Source organism: Candidatus Methylomirabilota bacterium (assembly GCA_035936835.1).
Classification (GTDB): Bacteria; Methylomirabilota; Methylomirabilia; order Rokubacteriales; family CSP1-6; genus AR37.
The window spans coordinates 36,107-55,576 of the sequence record DASYVT010000015.1 but is presented as its reverse complement, the minus strand read 5'-3'; the positions used below and the strand labels follow the sequence as shown (position 1 = coordinate 55,576).

The 19,470-nt window shown below is 67.7% G+C and carries 19 protein-coding genes; all 19 read left to right on the top strand.

Features of this window, described 5'->3' with window-relative positions; genetic code table 11:
- Positions 1-333: pyruvate ferredoxin oxidoreductase (locus tag VGV06_01115; GenBank protein HEV2053753.1), on the top strand; the 333-nt coding region annotated here is incomplete at its 5' end.
- A gap of 15 nt (positions 334-348) precedes the next feature.
- The gene (locus VGV06_01110) at positions 349-1,359 is read left to right on the top strand and encodes a thiamine pyrophosphate-dependent enzyme (GenBank protein ID HEV2053752.1); all 1,011 of its coding nucleotides are present in this window, start codon (positions 349-351) and stop codon (positions 1,357-1,359) included.
- 151 nt (positions 1,360-1,510) lie between these two features.
- Positions 1,511-2,497: a tripartite tricarboxylate transporter substrate binding protein gene (locus VGV06_01105; protein HEV2053751.1), complete on the top strand. Its 987-nt coding sequence runs from the start codon at positions 1,511-1,513 to the stop codon at positions 2,495-2,497.
- Positions 2,498-2,502: 5 nt separating this feature from the next.
- Complete coding sequence (locus VGV06_01100; GenBank protein ID HEV2053750.1) at positions 2,503-2,964, top strand: tripartite tricarboxylate transporter TctB family protein; 462 nt, start codon at positions 2,503-2,505, stop codon at positions 2,962-2,964.
- 3 nt (positions 2,965-2,967) lie between these two features.
- Positions 2,968-4,488 (top strand): tripartite tricarboxylate transporter permease, encoded by a 1,521-nt coding sequence (locus VGV06_01095; protein ID HEV2053749.1) that lies wholly within the window; start codon positions 2,968-2,970, stop codon positions 4,486-4,488.
- Positions 4,489-4,504: 16 nt separating this feature from the next.
- Positions 4,505-5,197, top strand: coding sequence for a TerC family protein (locus tag VGV06_01090; protein HEV2053748.1), 693 nt, complete (start codon positions 4,505-4,507; stop codon positions 5,195-5,197).
- Complete coding sequence (locus tag VGV06_01085) at positions 5,194-5,895, top strand: TerC family protein (protein ID HEV2053747.1); 702 nt, start codon at positions 5,194-5,196, stop codon at positions 5,893-5,895. Before VGV06_01090 ends, VGV06_01085 begins: the two co-directional genes overlap by 4 nt.
- On the top strand, positions 5,895-6,647 hold the full coding sequence (locus tag VGV06_01080) for an FCD domain-containing protein (protein ID HEV2053746.1): 753 nt from the start codon (positions 5,895-5,897) through the stop codon (positions 6,645-6,647). The genes VGV06_01085 and VGV06_01080 overlap by 1 nt, the downstream gene beginning before the upstream one ends.
- Before the next feature lie 231 nt (positions 6,648-6,878).
- On the top strand, positions 6,879-9,548 hold the full coding sequence (ppdK, locus tag VGV06_01075; GenBank protein HEV2053745.1) for a pyruvate, phosphate dikinase: 2,670 nt from the start codon (positions 6,879-6,881) through the stop codon (positions 9,546-9,548).
- Positions 9,549-9,648: 100 nt separating this feature from the next.
- Positions 9,649-11,418 carry a biosynthetic-type acetolactate synthase large subunit gene (gene ilvB / locus VGV06_01070; protein ID HEV2053744.1) on the top strand — a complete coding sequence of 590 codons (1,770 nt, stop codon included), beginning with the start codon at positions 9,649-9,651 and terminating at the stop codon, positions 11,416-11,418.
- 2 nt (positions 11,419-11,420) lie between these two features.
- On the top strand, positions 11,421-12,011 hold the full coding sequence (ilvN, locus tag VGV06_01065) for an acetolactate synthase small subunit (GenBank protein ID HEV2053743.1): 591 nt from the start codon (positions 11,421-11,423) through the stop codon (positions 12,009-12,011).
- Positions 12,012-12,034: 23 nt separating this feature from the next.
- Positions 12,035-13,039, top strand: a complete 1,005-nt coding sequence (gene ilvC, locus VGV06_01060) for a ketol-acid reductoisomerase (GenBank protein ID HEV2053742.1) — start codon at positions 12,035-12,037, stop codon at positions 13,037-13,039.
- A gap of 2 nt (positions 13,040-13,041) precedes the next feature.
- Positions 13,042-13,698: a phosphatidylserine decarboxylase gene (locus VGV06_01055; GenBank protein ID HEV2053741.1), complete on the top strand. Its 657-nt coding sequence runs from the start codon at positions 13,042-13,044 to the stop codon at positions 13,696-13,698.
- On the top strand, positions 13,695-14,507 hold the full coding sequence (pssA, locus tag VGV06_01050) for a CDP-diacylglycerol--serine O-phosphatidyltransferase (protein ID HEV2053740.1): 813 nt from the start codon (positions 13,695-13,697) through the stop codon (positions 14,505-14,507). The genes VGV06_01055 and pssA overlap by 4 nt, the downstream gene beginning before the upstream one ends.
- A gap of 18 nt (positions 14,508-14,525) precedes the next feature.
- A complete protein-coding gene (locus VGV06_01045; protein HEV2053739.1) occupies positions 14,526-16,073 on the top strand; it encodes a 2-isopropylmalate synthase in 1,548 nt (515 codons plus the stop codon).
- A gap of 26 nt (positions 16,074-16,099) precedes the next feature.
- Complete coding sequence (gene leuB / locus VGV06_01040) at positions 16,100-17,188, top strand: 3-isopropylmalate dehydrogenase (protein HEV2053738.1); 1,089 nt, start codon at positions 16,100-16,102, stop codon at positions 17,186-17,188.
- Positions 17,189-17,209: 21 nt separating this feature from the next.
- Entirely contained in the window at positions 17,210-18,214 is a 1,005-nt protein-coding gene (locus VGV06_01035; protein HEV2053737.1) for an aspartate-semialdehyde dehydrogenase, read from the top strand.
- Positions 18,215-18,221: 7 nt separating this feature from the next.
- Positions 18,222-18,974 (top strand): tRNA pseudouridine(38-40) synthase TruA, encoded by a 753-nt coding sequence (gene truA / locus VGV06_01030; protein HEV2053736.1) that lies wholly within the window; start codon positions 18,222-18,224, stop codon positions 18,972-18,974.
- Entirely contained in the window at positions 18,967-19,293 is a 327-nt protein-coding gene (locus VGV06_01025; protein HEV2053735.1) for a hypothetical protein, read from the top strand. Before truA ends, VGV06_01025 begins: the two co-directional genes overlap by 8 nt.
- Positions 19,294-19,470 lie beyond the last annotated feature (177 nt).

Sequence of the window (19,470 nt, the reverse complement as noted above, 5' to 3'; positions counted from 1 at the left end):
CAGGGCAAGAAGGTGGGCCTGGTGCGGCCGCGGTGGTTCCGCCCATTCCCGACCGAGCGGCTGGTGCAGGCGCTCTCGAAGGCGTCCGCCATCGGCGTCATCGACCGCGACTACTCCTTCGGCTCGCCCTTCAATTCGGGGGTGGTCGCCAACGAGATCCGCGCCGCGATGTACAATGCGGACAAGCGCCCGCCGCTGCTGAGCTTCATCTGCGGGCTCGGCGGTCGCGAGGTCACCCTGGAAGACGTCGCCAAGGCGGCGGACATGTGCTACGCGGCGGCGAAGGCCGGCAAGTCGGATCCCAAGACGCATTGGCTCGGTGTACGCGAGTAAGAGGAGACCAACCTCATGGCTGAGACCGCTTTCACGAACGCGACGCAGATCCTGGAGCCCTTCAAGGGCGTCAAGAAGGTCACGATCGAGGAATACTTCACCTCCGGCCACCGCACCTGCCAGGGCTGCGAGTCGGCCCTGGTGATGAAGCTCATGGTCAAGGCGGCGGGCCCGCGCACGATCGTGCTCGGCTCCACCGGCTGCATGTACGTGGCCAACACCACGTACTACACGACGCCGTGGGTGGTGCCGTGGATGCACACGCAGCTCGGCTCCTCGGGCTCGGCCGCGCTCGGCACCGCGGCGGGCCTGAAGGCGCTCATGAAGAAGGGCAAGATGAAGTCGGAGCCCATCAACGTCATCGCCTTCTGCGGTGACGGCGGCGGGGCGGACATGGGCCTGGGGGCGATCTCGGCGACCCTGACCCACAAGGAGTACAACTCGCTCATCCTGATGTACGACAACGAGTCCTACGCCAACACGGACATCCAGCTCTCGGGCTCGACGCCGTACGGCGCCAACACCACGTTCAGCCCGCCGGGCACTGTCAAACGCTTGATCCATACCCGGTGGAAGAAGAACATGGCGGGCATGCTGGCGGCCGGTCACCCCGAGTGCCGTTACGTCGCCACGGTGGATGCCTCGTACGCAGTCGAGATGATGAACAAGGTCAGGAAGGCCCTCTCCATCGGCGGGCCGACCTTCATCCACTCCCTCGACCCATGCCCGAAGGGCTGGGACTACGATCCGATGCTCAGCCACGAGCTGGGCGAGCTGGCGGTCGAGACCGGCATCTTCCCCCTTTACGAGGTCGAGGACGGCGTGGTGCGCCACTACGGCAAGACCAAGGCGATCGTCGAGGGACGGCCGCGCAAGCCGGTGCGGGAGTACCTCCTCAAGCAAGGCCGGTTCGCCCACTTCCTCGAGGAGGACATCGAATACTTCCAGGCCAAGGTGGACGAGATGTGGAACAAGTGGGAGATTCCGGGCGTGATCCCGTTCTGGAAGGAAGGCCGCCCGCGCTAGTGGACCAATTCGCACGGGGGTCGGGCCGCGGCCCTGATCTGCGCCCGGCCCCCCACGCACCAGCGCTCCACCTGCTGTCCCGGCCCGACGCGCGCCACGAACAGCCTTCGTCCCGTCCTCCAAACCGACCGCTTTGCGAGGAGGCTAGAACATGACACATCAACGGCGACGGGTTACCGGGTTGGTCCTGGCCTCTGTCCTTATTGTCGGAGCGCCAGGCGCCGCGTCGGCGGCATGGCAGCCCACCAAGCCCATCGAGTTCGTCATCCCCGCTGGCCCCGGCGGCGGCGCGGACCAGATGGCCCGCCTCATTGCCGGCCTGGCCGAGAAGCACAAGCTCACGCCGCGGCCCATCATCGCCGTCAACAAGTCGGGCGGCGCCGGCGCCGAGGGGTTCCTGCACGTCCAGGGCAAGAAGGGTGACGCCCACACCATCGTCATCACCCTGTCGAATCTCTTCACGACGCCGCTCCACACGGGCATCCCGTTCAGCTGGAAGGATCTCACGCCCGTCGCGCGCATCGCCCTCGATGAGTTCATCCTCTGGGTCAATGCCGAGACGCCGTACAAGACGGCGCGCGAGTACCTCGCCGCCGTCAAGGAGAAGAACGGCGCGATGAAGATGGGCGGCACCGGCTCGGCCCAGGAAGACCAGATCATCACCATCCAGATCGAGCAGGCGCTCGGGGTGAAGTTCATCTATGTGCCGTTCAAGGGCGGTGGCGAGGTCTGCGTCAACCTCGTGGGCAAGCACGTCGACTCGACGGTCAACAACCCGATCGAGTGCGCCAGCAACTGGAAGGCCGGCCGCGTCCGCCCGCTCGCCGTCTTCGACTCCGCCCGGATCTCCGTGCTCGAGTGGAAGGACATCCCGACGGTCAAGGAGGCGCTCGGCGCCGACATCACCTACCTCATGCTGCGCGGTGTCTTCGGCCCCCCCGACATGCCCAAGGAGGCTCTGGCCTGGTACCAGGACCTCCTGAAGAAGGTGGCCGAGACACCGGAATTCAAGGAGTACATGCAGCAGGGCGCGCTCAAGCCTGCCTGGCTCATCGGGCCTGAGTTCTACACCTGGCTCGAGCGCGAGGACCAGGTGCACAGGGATCTCATGTCCAAGGGCGGCCTGCTGAAGAGGTAACCGGCATGCGCGCCGCGGACCTTACGACGGCGGTGGTGCTGATCGCGGGTGGGCTGCTCGTGATCTGGGATTCGCTCCGCATCGGTATCGGCTGGGGCACCGACGGGCCCAAGAGCGGCTTCTTTCCTTTCTGGCTCGGCGTCCTGATGATCGGGGCCTGCATCGCCATCGCGGCGCAGGCCATCAGGCGCGCGGACCGTACGCCCTTCGTCCGGCGCGAGGCTATCGCGCCAGTCCTGAAGGTGCTGCTGCCGGCCACGGCCTTCGTGCTGTCCACGCACTGGATCGGCCTCTACGTTGCCACGACCCTCTACATGGCCTCCTACATGCGCTGGATCGGACGGCACTCGTGGCTGTCCGTGGTGGTCGTGAGCGTCACCGTCTCGTTCGTGACGTTCTTCGTCTTCGAGCTCTGGTTCCTCGTGCCCATGCCGAAGGGCCCGCTGGAAACCTCGCTGGGCTACTAGCGCATGGGCATCGAGAACCTGCTGCTGGGCTTCCAGGTCGCGCTCCAGCCGCACAACCTCATGCTCGCCGTCATCGGCGTCGCGCTCGGCACCATCATCGGCGTGCTGCCGGGCCTGGGTGGCGCCAACGGGGTCGCCATCCTGCTGCCGCTGACCTTCTCCATGCCGCCGACCTCGGCCATCATCCTGTTGACGAGCCTCTACTGGGGGGCGCTGTTCGGCGGCGCCATCACCTCCATCCTGTTCAATATCCCCGGCGAACCCTGGTCGGTGGCCACGACCTTCGACGGCTTCCCCATGGCCCGCAACGGGCAGGGCGGACAGGCGCTGACGGCCGCCTTCACCTCGTCCTTCGTCGGGGCGCTGTTCGCGGTGGTCCTCATCACGCTCTTCGCGCCGCTCCTGGCCGAGGTGGCGCTGAAATTCGGCCCGCCCGAGTTCTTCGCCATCCAGCTCCTCACGTTCTCGTCCTTCGTCGGGCTCGGCGGCGGCAGCGCGCTCAAGTCGCTCGTGTCGATGTTGATCGGCTTCGTCCTGGCCGCGGTCGGGCTCGACATCGTGACCGGCACGCTCCGGATGACCTTCGGCATCACCGACCTCATGAAGGGCTTCGACTTCATCGTGGCGGTGATCGGCCTCTTCGGCATCGGCGAGATCCTGCTGACCATGGAAGAGGGCCTGTCGTTCAAGGGCGCCTCGGCGAAGATGAGCCCTCGCATCGTCTGGGACACGTGGCGCGTCCTGCCGCGCTACTGGCGGACCTTCCTGCGCAGCTGCTTCATCGGGTTCTGGATGGGGTTCAAGCCGGGCGGGGCGACGCCGGCTTCGTTCATGAGCTACTCCTTCGCCAAGCGCTTCTCGAAGCACCCGGAGAGCTTCGGTCAGGGCGATATCGAAGGCGTCGTGGCGCCTGAGACGGCCGCGCACGCGGCCGGCGGCGCGTCGATCCTTCCCATGATCACGCTCGGCATCCCGGGCTCGCCGACGGCGGCCGTCATGCTGGGCGGGCTCATCATCTGGGGACTCCAGCCCGGGCCCATGCTCTTCAAGGAGAAGCCCGAGTTTGTCTGGGGCCTCATCGCCAGCATGTATACGGGCAACGTCATCGGCGTCATCATGGTGCTGGCCTTCGTGCCGGCCTTCGCCGCCATCCTGCGCGTGCCCTTCGCCATCCTGACGCCGCTCATCGTCTCCGTCTGCGCTGTCGGGGCGTATTCGGTCAACGGCCGCATGATCGACATCTGGTATATGCTCGTCTTCGGCGTGATCGGTTATGTCTTCAAGAAGCTCGACTATCCTCTGGCGCCGCTTGTGCTGGCCCTCGTCCTGGGCGACCTGGCTGAGAACGCCCTGCGCCAGAGCCTCATCATGTCGCAGGGCTCGCTCCTGATCTTCCTCGAGCGGCCCATCTCCGGGGTTATCACGGCCGTGGCGCTCTTCTTCTTCGCGCTACCGGTGATCACGCCGTGGTGGCGGCGGCTCCGGGGCCTTCCGACGCCGGCCGTCTCTCCCCGGGAGACCTGAGAACGGCCGGTCGCGCGTGACCTCTCTCGACCTCGGCCCGCAGTTCTGGCTCCGCCTCCTCGAGATCGGGTTCCTCAACCTCCTCCTCTCCGGCGACAACGCGATCCTCATCGCGCTGGCCGTGCGCTCCCTGCCGCGGCACCAGCGGATCCTCGGCCAAGTCTGGGGCGCCGCGGGTGCGGTGGTGCTACGCCTGGTCTTCGTGGGCATCATCAGCGCGCTCCTCGCCATTCCCTTCCTCAGGATGACGGGCGGCGCCGTGCTGCTCTGGATAGCCTACAAGCTCGTCCAGCCCGAAGGAGGCGAGGGGGACGCGGGTCGCCACGGCCGGTCGCTCTGGCATGCCATATGGCTCATCCTCGTGGCGGACGTGACGATGAGCCTGGACAATGTGCTGGCGATCGCAGGCGCCGCGCGCGGGGACATGCTGCTGGTCGGACTCGGCATCGGCATGTCCGTGCCCATCGTCATCGTCGGGAGCAGCGTTCTGGCGACCCTCATGAGTCGCTATCCGGCCATCATCTGGGTCGGCGGCGGCGTCTTGGGCTATGTGGCGGGGGACATGATGCTCGAGGACCCTGTGGTCGAGCGCCATCTGGGGGCGTTGGTTCACGCGCTCGAATATCTTCTCCCGCTGACCCTGGCCGCCGTCCTCACCGCGGTGGGCTGGTGGCTCGCGCGCCGCCAGCCTCGGGGAAGCGCGGCATGACGGCGCTCCTGGACCCTGAGTTCTGGGCGCGGCTCCTCGGCATCATCCTGATCGACATCTCGCTTGCCGGCGACAACGCCCTCGTGATCGCGCTGGCCGTGCGCGACCTGCCGCCGCGGCAGAAGCTCCTCGGGCGGATCTGGGGCACAGTAGGCGCCGTGGGTCTCCGCGTCGCCTTCATCGCGGTCGTGAGCTTCCTCCTGCGAATCCCGCTGCTCCAGCTCGCGGGCGGACTGGCCCTGATCTGGATCGCCGTCCGGCTCGTGCGCCCCGGCCAGGTCGACCATGCGGGCACGCGACACGGCACGTCGCTCAGGGAGGCGATCTGGATCATCATTGTGGCCGACGTGACCATGAGCCTCGACAATGTGCTCGGCGTCGCGGCCGCCGCCAAGGGTGACATGGTCCTCGTCGTTTTCGGGATTGCGCTCTCGCTGCCGCTCGTCGTCTGGGGCAGCGGGCTCCTGGCCAACCTCATGGCCCGCCACGAGTGGATTGTCTGGCTCGGAGGCGGAGTGCTGGGATATGTGGCCGGCGAGATGATGGCCAATGACCCCATCGTCGAGCGCTGGCTGGGCCACGCGGCCGACGCTGCCGACCAGTGGCTGTCGATCGTTCTCGGCGTGTTCGTGCTCGGCCTCGGATGGTGGCTCAGCCGGTCGGCCGCCCGCCCGGGCCGTGAGCGCAAGCGGGTGTGATGGATCTCGAGCCCGTCAAGTCCGTCCGGATCTACGAGGACATCGTCCGCCAGGTCAGGGCCTTGATCGCCGACGGCCATCTCAAGTCCGGCGACAGGTTGCCGCCGGAGCGGGACCTGGCCGAGCGCTTCCGCGTCAGCCGCACCTCGGTGCGCGAGGCGCTGCGGTCGCTGCAGAGCCGCGGCTTGATCGACATCAGGGCGGGGGAAGGCGCCTTCGTCCGTGACATCTCGGTCGAGGCCCTCATCGAGCCCCTGGCCCTCGTCATCCTGCCTTACCGCGAGGCGGTGGGAGAGCTCTTCGAGGCGCGCCGCCTCATCGAGCCCGCGATCGCGGCTCTTGCGGCGCGACGCGCGACCCGGGACGACCTAGCCGATATGGAGCGCATCCTCGCCGAGCAGGCGCGCGAGGTCGCGCACGGGCGCACAGGCATGGCCCAGGACTCGGCGCTCCACGCGGCCATCGCCGCCGCCGCTCACAACCGGGCGATCGTTCGCATCGTCAACGCGCTCGTGGATCTCCTGGCGCAGAGCCGGGAGGAGAGCCTGCACACGCCCGGCAGACCGAGACGCTCCCATCAGGACCACAGGCGGATCCTTGGCGCTATCCGCCGCCGCGACGAGGCCGGAGCGCGGCGGGCGATGCTCGACCATCTGATGGCGGTCGCGAAGCTCGTCGGCGGCTTGCCGGGCGGGCGCAAACCAGGCCGCCGGGCTTCCAAGGCCAAAGCCCGTGGAGAGCGACCCCGCTAGAACCTCGTAAGTGCCTGTTGCGGAAGAATATTCATTGACACCCGGCTGCCACTCGGAGTAGCATCTTTGGATAACGCAGGCCTCTTCGGGGCCTGCCTTTGTTTCTCTGCAGCCATTGTTTCTCTGCAGAATGTCCGGCCCGACCGAGGGGGTCTCTGTATGGCGCGCGCCACGTCACGCCGGAGAGCACGGACAAAGTCCCCGAGCCCTGCCCCTCGCCGACCCAGGTACGTGTACTCCTTCGCCAACGGCAAGGCGGACGGCTCGAGCGCCCTCCGCCACCTCTTGGGCGGCAAGGGGTGCGAGCTGGCGGAGATGACCAACGTGGGGGTGTCCGTGCCTCCCGGCTTCACGATCACGACGGAAGCCTGGGCCGCCTACAGCTCCGGGGGCCGCAAGCATCCCGCGGGGCTCTGGGAGCAGGTCGAGGGCGGGATGGCGCGCCTCGAGGCCGCGGTCGAGCTCCGGCTTGGGGACACGGCCAAGCCGCTTCTCGTGTCGGTGCGCTCGGGCGCGCGCGCGTCGATGCCCGGCATGATGGACACCGTGCTGAACCTCGGGCTCAACGACCGGACGGTGATCGGCCTCGCGCGCTGGACCAAGAACGAGCGCTTCGCGTGGGACTGCTACCGGAGGTTCATCACGATCTTTGGCGACGTCGTGCTCGGCATCGAGCGCCGCGCGTTTGACGAATTGCTCGACCGCGCGAAGGCCGCCGCGCGGGCGAAGAGCGACGCGGATCTCCAGCCCGAGCCCCTCAAGACCCTCGTGGCCGAGTTCAAGCGACTCGTCCAGACGCGCACGGGCAAGCCCTTCCCTCAAGATCCGCCCGAGCAGCTCAAGCTCGCGGTGAACGCCGTCTTCGACTCGTGGTACGCGAAGAAGGCGGTGGACTACCGGCGCATCCACCGGCTGCCGGACGACTGGGGCACCGCGGTCACCGTCATGGCCATGGTCTTCGGCAACCTGGGTGAGTCCTCCGGCACGGGCGTCTGCTTCACGCGTGATCCGTCGAGCGGGGAGCGACGCTTCTTCGGCGAGTTCCTCATCAACGCGCAGGGGGAGGACGTCGTCGCGGGCATCCGCACCCCGCAGCCCATCGCCACCCTCAAGGACAGCATGCCGGCGGTCTACGACGAGCTCGTGACCATCAAGGACCGCCTCGAGCGCCACTACCGCGACATGCAGGACATCGAGTTCACCGTTCAGGAAGGGCGGCTCTTCATCCTCCAGACGCGCTCCGGGAAGCGCACCGCTGGCGCGGCCGTGCGCATCGCCGTCGAGATGGTGCGGGAGCGCCTGATCGACCGGGACACGGCCCTGCTGCGCGTCGAGCCAGCCTCGCTCAACCAGCTCCTCGTGAAGACCGTGGATCCGCGGGCCAAGTACACGGCCATCGCTCGTGGGCTGGCCGCCACGCCCGCGGCGGCGGTGGGCAAGGTCGTGTTCGACCCCGAGAAGGCCGTCGAGATGGCGCTCCGCGAGGAGCACGTGATCCTGGTCCGGCAGGAGACCTCGCCGGAGGACGTGGCAGGGATGCACGCGGCTCAGGGGGTCCTGACCTCCCGGGGCGGCCTGACTTCTCACGCGGCCGTCGTGGCGCGCGGGTGGGGCAAGAGCTGCGTGGTGGGCGCGGGCGACGTGATCGTGGACGAGGAGAACCGGCTCTTCCGTGCCGGCCGAGCGGTGGTGCGCGAAGGGCAGGTCGTCACGCTGAACGGCGCGACGGGTGAGGTGGTCATGGGCGCCCTGCCGCTCGTGGACCCGAAACTCTCGGCGGAGTTCCGGCAGCTCCTGGCCTGGGCCCGGAAGGCGAGCACGACACGGGTGCGTGCCAACGCCGATACGCCGAACGATGCCGCGAAGGCGCGGGAGGAGTTCGAGGCGGAAGGCATCGGCCTCGTCCGCACCGAGCACATGTTCTTCAAGGACGACCGCATCCCGATCGTCCGCGAGATGATCATGGCCGGTGACGAGCAGGCCCGGCGCAAGGCCGTGGACAGACTCCTCCCGTTCCAGCGTGAGGATTTCATCGGGATCTTCACGGCGATGAACGGCTACCCGGTGACGATCCGGCTGCTGGATCCGCCGCTCCACGAGTTCCTGCCCAAATACAAGGAAGTGCTCGAGGAGTACACGCGGCTCGACGCGCTCGGCATCAACCCGGCGCGCCACCAGGAGCTGGGCGCGGTCAAGGCGCGGATCGAGGCCCTCCAGGAAGCCAACCCCATGCTCGGGCACCGCGGCTGCCGGCTCGGCATCACCTTTCCCGAGATCTACGAGATGCAGGTGCGGGCGATCATGGAGGCGGCGTGCGAGGTGGCGAGACGGGGCGTCCGGGTGGAGCCCGAGATCATGATCCCCCTCACGGGCACCGTCCCCGAGATGAAGATCACGCGCGACATGACCGTGCGCATGGCCGACAAGACCGTGGCCGAGATGGGCGCGAAGGTCGCCTACACCGTCGGCACGATGATTGAAGTGCCGCGCGCCGCCCTGATCGCCGACAAGCTCGCCGAGCACGCGGACTTCTTCTCGTTCGGTACGAACGACCTGACGCAGATGACATTCGGTTACAGCCGGGACGACATCGGCAAGTTCCTGCCTTTCTACCTCGAGAAGAAACTGCTCCCGGATGATCCCTTCGCGGTGCTGGACCAGGAAGGGGTCGGGGAGTTGATCGAGTTCGGGATCCAGCGCGGCCGCAAGACGAAGCCGAAGCTCAAGGTAGGCATTTGTGGCGAACACGGCGGCGAGCCGTCTTCGGTCGAGTTCTGTCATCGCGTCGGCATGGACTACGTTTCGTGCTCGCCGTACATGGTGCCGATCGCGTGGCTCGCGTCCGCCCAGGCCCAGATCAAGCAACCGCGGCCCGCCGCCAGGGGGAGGTCCCATGCGTGACTTCTACGGCGTCTACGTCCCTGTGCCCACGCCCTTCCGCGGCAAGGAGAGCCTGACTTCGGCGGGGCTCCTCTAACCAGATGAACCCCAAGATGTACCCATGGAGGGAAGGGCAGTGAAGCTTTCAGGTGCGCGGATTCTACTGGAGTGTTTGAAGCGCGAGGGCGTGGACCTCATCTTCGGCCTGCCCGGCGGGGCCGTGCTGCCAATCTACGATGTCCTGTACGACTTCGAGGGGATACGCCATATCCTCGTCCGCCAGGAGGCGGCGGCCGGGCACGCGGCCGAGGGCTACTCCCGGACGACCGGCCGGACCGGCGTCTGCCTGGTCACCTCGGGCCCCGCTGCGACCAACCTGGTGACTGCGCTGCAGGACGCCCTCATGGACTCGATCCCGCTCGTCGCCTTCACGGGCCAGGTGCCCACGCACCTGATCGGCAACGACGCCTTCCAGGAGGCCGACAACGTCGGCATCACGCGCTCCGCGACCAAGCACAATTTCTTGGTCAAGGACGGCAAGGACCTCGCCGGGATCATCAAGGAAGCTTTCCACATCGCGGCAACGGGCCGTCCCGGCCCGGTGCACGTCGACCTGCCCAAGGACATCCTGGTCAAGGAGTGGCCCTTCGAGTACCCGGAAACGGTGCACCTGCGCTCCTACAACCCGACCTACGACGGCCACCCGGGGCAGATCAAGAAGGCCGCGCGCGCCATCGTGCGGGCCAAGCGCCCCGTGCTCTACGTGGGAGGCGGCGTCATCTCGTCGGACGCCTCGCCGGAGCTCTACGAGCTGGCCGAGCTAACGCAGGTGCCGGTGACACAGACCCTCATGGGACTGGGCGCTTTCCCGATGGCGCATCCCCTGTCGCTCGACATGCTGGGCATGCACGGGACGTACTACGCAAATATGGCCGTCCACAATTCGGACTGCCTGGTCGCGGTGGGCGCCCGCTTCGACGACCGCGTCACCGGGCGCGTGGACGCCTTCGCTCCCAATGCCGAGATCATCCACATCGACATCGATCCCTCGTCGATCTCGAAGAACATCCAGGTCGGCATCCCGATCGTGGGGGATTGCAAGCGGGTGCTCGGCAAGCTCGTGGAGGCGGTGCGCGAGGAGATGAAGACGTACCCGCAGGGCGCCGTCAAGGAAGCGCGGCGCCAGTGGACGGAGCAGGTCGCCGAGTGGAAGCGCGCGGAGCCGCTCCGCTACGAGTGGAGCGACGAGGTCATCAAGCCGCAGTACGTGGTCGAGGAGATTTCCAATCTGACCAACGGCGAGGCCTTGATGGTCACCGGCGTGGGCCAGCACCAGATGTGGGCGGCGCAGTACTACCGTTTCAAGCACCCGCGCACGTGGTGCACGTCCGGGGGCCTGGGCACGATGGGCTACGGCCTGCCGACGGCCATGGGCGTCCAGGCGGGCAACCCGGGCAAGCTCGTGATCAACATCGACGGTGACGGCTCCTTCGCGATGAACAGCCAGGAGCTGGCGACCTGCTTCGAGGAGGGCCTGCCCGTCAAGACCGTCATCATCAACAACGGCGGCCACGGGATGGTGCGGCAGTGGCAGCGGATCATCTACAAGGAGCGCTTCTGCGCCATTGACCTCGGGTCGAGCCCCGACTTCGTCAAGCTCGCCGAGGCGTACGGCTGCACGGGTATCCGCGCCACGAAGCCTTCCGAGGTGGTGCCCGCCCTTGAGAAGATGATCGCGACGCCCGGCCCCGTCGTGCTGGACGTTCGGGTGAACAAAGACGAATGCGTCTTCCCGATGGTGCCCGCGGGCGGCGCGAACATCGACATGATCCTGGCGCCGCCGAGCCGCGAAGTCCGCGACCGCGCCGCCAAGTCGCAGACGGGGTTCTAGCCGTGGCCGACGCGTCGGGGAACACGAAACACACGATCGCGGTCCTGGTCGAGAACAAGTTCGGCGTGCTCTCGCGCGTGGCCGGGCTCTTCTCAGCGCGGGGGTACAACATCGAGAGCCTGTCGGTCGGGGAAACCCTCGACCCCTCCGTCTCGCGCATGACGCTCGTCGTCAACGGGGACGCCTTCGTCATCGAGCAGGTCATGAAGCAGCTGCACAAGCTCATCGACGTCATCAAGGTCATCGACCTGAGCGTGGAGACCCACGTGGAGCGGGAGATGCTGCTGATCCGCGTGAACGCGGAGCCCGCCGCCCGCGCCGAGATCCTCCGGATCGCGGACATCTTCCGCGCGAAGGTCGTCGACGTCACCGCCGCGAGCTACACCCTCGAGGTCACGGGCGAGGAGACCAAGATCGAGGCCATCCTCGAGCTGCTCCGGCCCTTCGGCATCCAGGAAGTCGTGCGGACGGGCAAGGTCGCCATCGCCCGGAGCCCGAAGGCGCGGCTGCGGCGCGTGGAGGAAAAGCTCGGCAAGGTCGCCCCGGCGCAGCCGGCCAACCAGGACCCGCGCGTGGTCGGGTTCGCGGACTAACAACTCAGAGGAGAGCACACGTCATGCCGGCGAAGATTTTCTACGACCAGGACGCTGACCTCGGGCTGATCAAGAGCAGGAAGATCGCCATCATCGGCTACGGCAGCCAGGGGCACGCGCACGCGCTGAACCTGAAGGACTCGGGGCAGGATGTCATCGTAGGCTTGTACAAGGGCTCGAAGAGCTGGGCCGCGGCCGAGAAGGCCGGGCTCAAGGTCATGACGGTCAACGACGCCGCCGCCGCGGCCGACATCATCATGATCCTGCTCCCGGACCAGACCCAGCGGCAGGTCTACGAGGAGTCGATCAAGGGCGTGCTCGGTAAGGGCAAGACGCTCATGTTCGCCCACGGCTTCAACATCCACTTCAACCAGGTCGTGCCGTCGCCCGACGTGGACGTCTCGATGATCGCGCCGAAAGCTCCCGGCCACGTCATGCGCGACCTCTTCACCCAGGGCCCGGGCGTGCCGGCCCTCGTCGCGGTGTACCAGGACGTCTCGGGGAAGGCGCGGGACGTCGCGCTGGCGTACGGCAAGGGCGTCGGCTGCACGCGCGCGGGCGTCATCGAGACGACGTTCAAGGAAGAGACGGAGACGGATCTCTTCGGCGAGCAGACGACGCTGTGCGGCGGCGTCTCGCACCTGATCAAGGCCGCCTTCGAGACCCTGGTCGAGGCGGGCTACCAGCCGGAGGTCGCCTACTTCGAGTGCATGCACGAGATGAAGCTGATCGTTGACCTCTTCTACCAGGGCGGCCTCGCCTACATGCGGTACTCCGTCTCCGACACGGCCGAGTACGGCGACTACACGCGCGGCCCGCGCGTCGTCAGCTCCGAGACCAAGGCAGAGATGAAGCGCATCCTGGGCGAGATCCAGTCCGGCCAGTTCGCGCGCGAGTGGATCCTGGAGAACCAGGCCCACCGCGCCGGGTTCCTCGCGATGAGGAAGCGCGAGGCCGAGCACCAGATCGAGGAAGTCGGGGCGCGGCTGCGCAAGATGATGTCCTGGATCAAGCCGCCGCGGATGTAGCGGTGGCGGGGGAGCGCGTGCGCATTCCCGTCGCCGCCGAGGGGTGGCCCTTTATCTTCCCACCCGCGGCGGCGGCGTGTATTCTGGGCTGGATGGGCTGGTGGCCGGCGGCGGCCGCCCTGGGGGCGGTGACGCTGTGCTTCCTGGCGTTCTTCCGCGACCCCGATCGGATCGCGCCGGTTGTCCCGGGCGCGGTCCTGGCCCCGGCGGATGGCCGTGTGATGCGGGTCGTGGAGATCGACGATCCGTGGGTGGGACGGGCGGTGCGGGTGTCCATATTCCTGTCGCCGCTCGACGTGCACGTCAACCGGTCACCGGTGGCGGCCCTGGTCGAAGGCGTCCAGCACGTGGCCGGGCGCTTCGTGGCCGCGTACCGGGACGAGGCCTCGGAGCTGAACGAGCGCTGCACGCTCGCACTCCAGGGCGAGGCCGCGAGGGTCGGGGTGAAGCAGATCGCGGGCGTGCTCGCGCGGCGCATCGTGTGCCGGGCGAGGCAGGGGGACAAGCTCCAGGCAGGCGAGCGCTACGGGCTGATCCGGTTCGGCTCGCGGACGGATCTGGTGGTGCCGCAGGGCACTGCGCTCAGGGTACGGGTGGGTGACAGGGTCAGAGGCGGCGAGACGATCATGGGAGTGCTGCAGTGGGGGGGGCTGAAGTGAGACGCCGACATCAGAGCGGGGAGGGGGCGCGGCATCCGCGCCGCCGGCGCTGGCAGGAGCTGCGCGAGCATCCTCGCCGCGGCATCTTCCTGCTCCCGAGCCTGCTCACGACCGGCAACCTCTTCTGCGGGTTCCTCGCCATCGTGCTCTCCGCCCAGGCCCGCTTCGTCGAGGCGGCGGTGGCCGTCTTCGTCGGCATGGTGTTGGACATCCTCGACGGTAAAGTCGCGCGGCTGACCCGGACCACGACCCAGTTCGGCGTGGAGTTCGACTCGCTGGCCGACGTGGTGTCGTTCTGCGTCGCCCCGGCCTTCATGCTCTACGCGCTGGCCCTCTCGCAGGCGGGCCGCGTCGCCTGGCTCGGCGCCTTCCTCTTCGTGATCTGCGGCGCCCTGCGGCTTGCCCGCTTCAACGTCCACCAGGGCGTCACGGACCGCCGCTACTTCGTGGGATTGCCGACGCCGGCCGCGGCCGGCATCGTCGCCTCGACCGCGCTCCTTCTCGAGGGCGTCGAGATCACGCGCTGGCAGGCGGCGGCCATCAGCGTGGGGACCGTTGTGGTCGCGCTCCTCATGGTCTCGACGTTCCGCTACTACAGCTTCAAAGAGGTGGACTTCGCGCGCCGCAAGCCCACTCAGGTGCTCGTGCTCGTGGTCCTGGGAGTGCTCATCGTCGCGACGCACCCGCAGTGGTTCCTGTTCATCCTCTTCTCGCTGTACCTGCTGAGCGGTCCTACGCGCCCCGTGTGGGCGCGCCGCCGTCTCGATCAAGTGCAGGCCATTGAGAAGGGAACCAGGGACGCGCTCTAGCGCGGTGAGGAGGCGGCCATGGATCGCATCATGATCTTCGACACGACGCTCCGGGACGGCGAGCAGGCGCCCGGGTTTTCGATGAACACGCAGGAGAAGCTCGAGATGGCGCGGCAGCTCGCGCGCCTCAACGTGGACGTCATCGAGGCCGGCTTCCCCATCTCCTCGGACGAGGACTTCGGGGCGGTGCGCGAGGTCGCCAAGCAGGTGGGCTCGCTGGAGGGCTCGCCCATTATCTGCGGTCTCAGCCGCGTGGGCCTGGGCGACATCGACCGGGCGTGGGAAGCGGTCAAGTACGCGCGCCGGTCGCGCATCCACACGTTCGTGGCGACCTCCGACATCCACCTCAAGTACAAGCTCAGGAAGAGCCGCGCGGAGGTGCTGAAAGCGGCGGTGGAGGCCGTCAAGCACGCGCGCGGGTACTGCCAGGACGTCGAGTTCTCGCCCGAGGACGCCTCCCGTACGGACTTCGACTACATGTGCGAGGTCCTGGAGGCGGTCATCGATGCCGGAGCCGGGACAATCAACATCCCGGACACTGTCGGCTACGCGATCCCCGAGGAGTGGTTCAACCGGATCATGAAGATCCGGGAGCGGGTCAGGAACAGCGCCAAGGCCGTGCTTTCCGTGCACTGCCACAACGACCTGGGGCAGGCCGTCGCCAACTCGCTGGCGGCGATCCGGGCGGGGGCACGGCAGATCGAGTGCACCGTCAACGGCATCGGGGAGCGGGCCGGCAACGCCTCCCTCGAAGAGATCGTGATGGCGCTCAAGACACGCCGGGACTTCTTCGAGACCGACACCCAGGTGCGGACGGAGGAGATCTTCAAGTCCTCGCGCCTGCTGTCGTCGATCACCGGCGTGCGCGTCCAGCCCAACAAGGCCATCGTCGGCGAGAACGCCTTCGCGCACGAGGCGGGCATCCACCAGGACGGTGTGCTGAAGGAGAAGCTCACGTACGAGATCATGCGGCCCGAGGACATCGGCCGGGCCGCCACCAAGCTCGTCATGGGCAAGCACTCGGGCCGGGCCGCGCTGTCGGCGCGCCTGAAGGAGCTCGGGTTCGAGCTGGACGACGTCGAGCTCGGCAAGGCGTTCAAGCGGTTCAAGGACCTCGCCGACAAGAAGAAGGAGATCTTCGACGAGGACCTGATCTCGATCGTCAAGGATGAGATCGCCCAGGTGCCGGAAACGTACGCGCTCGACTACCTGCACACGATCAGCGGCACGGGCATCATCCCGTCGGCGACCGTGCGGCTCAAGAAGGACACGGAGGTCTTCCAGGACTCGGGCGTCGGCGACGGCCCCGTGGACGCCGTGCTCAACGCCATCGACGCGATCACGGGGCTCAAGGGCAGGCTGCAGGACTACCAGCTCCGATCCGTCACCTCGGGCAAGGACGCGCTCGGCGAGGTGTCGGTCAGGGTGGACTTCGACGGCACCGTGGTGCCGGGCAAGGGCAGCTCGACGGACGTGATCGAGGCGAGCGCGCGGGCATACGTCAACGCGCTCAACCGCCTGGTGCAGTCTGCGGGCGGACAGAAGGTCAAGGAGGTCGGCCCGTAGCCGACGGAGAGAGTGAAGACTCCCTGATGGCGACACACAAGATCGCGCTCCTGGCGGGCGACGGCATCGGGCAAGAGGTCATGCCCGAGGCCCGCAAGGTGCTCGAGGTGGTGGGCCGGGCGACCGGCGCCTCGTTCGAGTTCGAGACGGCGCTCGTCGGCGGCTCGGCCATCGACGCCACCGGCGACCCTCTGCCGCCGTCCACGCTCGCCCTCTGCGAGCGGAGCGACGCCATCCTCTTCGGGGCGGTCGGCGGACCCAAGTGGGACGACCTGCCGCAGGAAATGCGTCCCGAGCGGGGTCTGCTGGGATTGCGCAAGGAGCTCGACCTCTTCGCGAACCTCAGGCCCGCCACATGCTTCCCGATGCTGGTGGACGCCTCGCCGCTCAAGCGCTCCGTCGTCGAGGGCACGGACATCATGGTGATCCGCGAGCTGACGGGCGGTCTCTACTTCGGCGAGCCGCGCGGCCGGGAGGAGTTTGCCGACGGCGGCGCGCGGGCGATCAACACGATGGCGTACACCTCCCGCGAGATCGAGCGCGTGGCGCGGGCGGCCTTCGACGTCGCCATGAAGCGGAAGAAGCGCCTGGCGTCGGTGGACAAGGCCAACGTCCTGGTCGTGTCCCAGCTCTGGCGCGAGGTCGTGACCCGCGTCTCGAAGGACTATCCACAGGTGGAGCTCGAGCACGTGCTCGTGGACAACTGTGCCATGGCGCTGGTCCAGAAGCCGACGCACTTCGACACCATCGTGACCGAGAATACTTTCGGCGACATCCTGTCGGACGAGGCGGCGATTCTGGCGGGCTCCATGGGCATGCTGCCCTCGGCGAGCCTGGGCGGGCGCATCGGCCTCTACGAGCCGGTGCACGGCACCGCGCCCGACATCGCGGGGCAGGGGGTGGCCAACCCCATCGCGGCCATCCTCTCGACGGCCATGCTGCTGCGCTACTCGCTCGACAAGGGCGCCGACGCGGACCGGATCGACGCGGCCGTCCTGCGGGTGCTCGAGCAGGGGCACCGAACCCGCGACATCGTGGGGGCCGGCGCGAAGATTTGCGGCACGAAGGAGATGGGCGACCTGATTTCGACCGAAATCGAGAAGTCCTACTCTTGACAGCCAGGAGACGCTAGAGACATGGCATCCGGCGTGACGGTCGCGATCGTTGGGGTGACGGGAGCGGTCGGGCAGACGACCCTCCGGATCCTCGAGGAGCGCAAATTCCCCGTGAAGGCGCTCCGCGCTTTCGCCTCCGAGCGCTCGGTGGGCAAGACCGTCACCTTCAAGGGCGAGTCGATCCGCGTCGAAAAGATGGGGCCCGAGGCCTTCAAGGGCGTCGAGGTCGCCTTCTTCTCGGCCGGCTCAGCCCAGGCCAGGGAGTACGCGCCGCAGGCGGTCAAGGCGGGCGCGGTCGTCGTGGACAAGTCGAGCGCGTATCGGATGGATCCCAAGGTCCCGCTCGTCGTGCCGGAGATCAATGCCCACGCCCTCCAGGGACACCAGGGCATCGTCGCGTGTCCCAACTGCACGACCATCGTCACCGTCATGCCGCTCAAGCCGCTCCACGACGCCGGGCGTCTCACGCGCGTGATCGCCACGAGCTACCAGGCCGTCTCCGGCGCAGGCGTCAACGGGGTCGAGGAGCTTCGGGAGCAGACGCTCGCCTGGGCCCGCGGCGAGGCCATGATACCGAAGTATTTCCTGCACCAGGTCGCGTTCAACGTCATCCCCCACATCGACACGTTCGTCGAGGGCGGCTACACGGGGGAGGAGATGAAGCTGGTCGACGAGATCCGGAAAGTTCTCGAGCTGCCGGACCTGCGCATCTCGCCCACGACCGTGCGCGTGCCGGTCTTCACCGCGCACTCCGTGGCGGTCAACGCCGAGACCGAGAGGGCCGTGGGCCCCGACCGGGCGCGCGAGCTCTTCGCCGCGTTTCCGGGCCTCACGCTGTGGGATGACCCAGCCCAAAATCGCTACCCGATGCCTATCTCTGTCGAGGGGCAGGATGACTGCTACGTCGGCCGCGTCCGCCAGGATCTCTCGCTGCCCAATGCGATCAACTTCTGGGTGGTAGGCGACCAGCTGCGCAAGGGCGCCGCGTTGACCGGGGTCCAGGTCGCCGAGCTGCTGATCCGTTGAGGGCGCCCTGCGCACCCTGCGCCTGACGCTGGCCTACGACGGCACGGACTTCGCGGGCTGGCAGGTTCAGCCCGACTGCCCGACGGTGCAAGGCCTTGTGCGCGATGCCTGCGCGCGAATCCTGGGCGAGCCGGTGAAGCTGACGGGGGCGAGCCGCACCGACGCGGGTGTCCACGCCCTCCGCCAGGTCGCGAGCCTCGTCACCGCGTCCTCCCTCGCTCCGGCCAGGCTCGCCCGGGGTCTGAACGCGCTGCTGCCAGACGCGATCCGTGTGCTTCAGGCATCCGAGGCGCCGGCTGGATTCGACGCCAGGCGCTCGGCCCTGGGGAAGCGCTACCTCTACCTGATCGACCGGGGCCGGGTCGCCCATCCGCTGGGACGCCGCTACGCTTGGCACCCGCGTTTCTGTCTCGACGTCGGGGCGATGCGGAGCGCGCTTGGAGCGCTCAGGGGCAAGCACGACTTTTCCGCCTTCTGCGCCGCGCCCGGTCGCGCGCGCACGCCAACCTGCACGGTGCGCTCGGCGCGCCTGGTCGAGCGCGGCGACCGGGTCGCCATTGCCCTGTCCGCCGACAGCTTCCTTCATCACATGGTCCGCAACATCGTGGGCAGCCTCGTCGAGGTCGGGCGGGGGGCCCAGCCGGCTTCCTGGATGGCCGACCTCTTGGCGGGGCGCGACCGCACCCGGTCGGGCCCCACCGCCCCGCCCCAGGGGCTTCTGCTCGTAAGGGTGCTGTACGGGGAGGCCGGTCGTGGATGAGGCGCCCGGCGAGCCTGTCCGGGACCGGGGATTCAAGGCCCGCAAGCGGGAAGACCACGCGCTCGTACTGATCGAGAGGCTCAAGGAGAATCTCGCGGACCTCGCTGAAGTGCGTAGAATCCTTCGAGAGCTTGGCCGCTACTACGATCCCGTGCTGGGCGGAGCCATCATGGAGGTCCGCCACCAGCGGGCCATCGTCGAGGCGCTCGAGGCGGGCCGGCAGGCCGAGGCGCTGGCCTTGGTCGAGCAGCGCTACGAACTCTACTTAAAGGATAGGGCCCACCTGGGTCACGGCGGGGGAAGAGGCGGGGAAGGCTGACGCGAGGCGTCACCATCCGCTGTCTCGAAGCTTGACACCCAGACGTTCCGGCACGATAATCCGCGCAGTTCCGCAGCACCGTCGGTCGCTGGACCAGAATCGCAGAGAAGCTGACGTGGATCATGGACCCTAGTGGCCCGTTCGAAATATTGAACGCTCCAAAGAAGGAGACGCCGC

Bases quoted from the DNA above. Each gene is read 5' to 3' on its own strand.
- VGV06_01110 (HEV2053752.1), top strand. From the start codon at position 349: ATGGCTGAGACCGCTTTCACGAACGCGACGCAGATCCTGGAGCCCTTC.
- VGV06_01105 (HEV2053751.1), top strand. From the start codon at position 1,511: ATGACACATCAACGGCGACGGGTTACCGGGTTGGTCCTGGCCTCTGTC.
- VGV06_01100 (HEV2053750.1), top strand. From the start codon at position 2,503: ATGCGCGCCGCGGACCTTACGACGGCGGTGGTGCTGATCGCGGGTGGG.
- VGV06_01095 (HEV2053749.1), top strand. From the start codon at position 2,968: ATGGGCATCGAGAACCTGCTGCTGGGCTTCCAGGTCGCGCTCCAGCCG.
- VGV06_01085 (HEV2053747.1), top strand. From the start codon at position 5,194: ATGACGGCGCTCCTGGACCCTGAGTTCTGGGCGCGGCTCCTCGGCATC.
- VGV06_01080 (HEV2053746.1), top strand. From the start codon at position 5,895: ATGGATCTCGAGCCCGTCAAGTCCGTCCGGATCTACGAGGACATCGTC.
- ilvB (HEV2053744.1), top strand. From the start codon at position 9,649: ATGGAGGGAAGGGCAGTGAAGCTTTCAGGTGCGCGGATTCTACTGGAG.
- ilvC (HEV2053742.1), top strand. From the start codon at position 12,035: ATGCCGGCGAAGATTTTCTACGACCAGGACGCTGACCTCGGGCTGATC.
- VGV06_01045 (HEV2053739.1), top strand. From the start codon at position 14,526: ATGGATCGCATCATGATCTTCGACACGACGCTCCGGGACGGCGAGCAG.
- leuB (HEV2053738.1), top strand. From the start codon at position 16,100: ATGGCGACACACAAGATCGCGCTCCTGGCGGGCGACGGCATCGGGCAA.
- VGV06_01035 (HEV2053737.1), top strand. From the start codon at position 17,210: ATGGCATCCGGCGTGACGGTCGCGATCGTTGGGGTGACGGGAGCGGTC.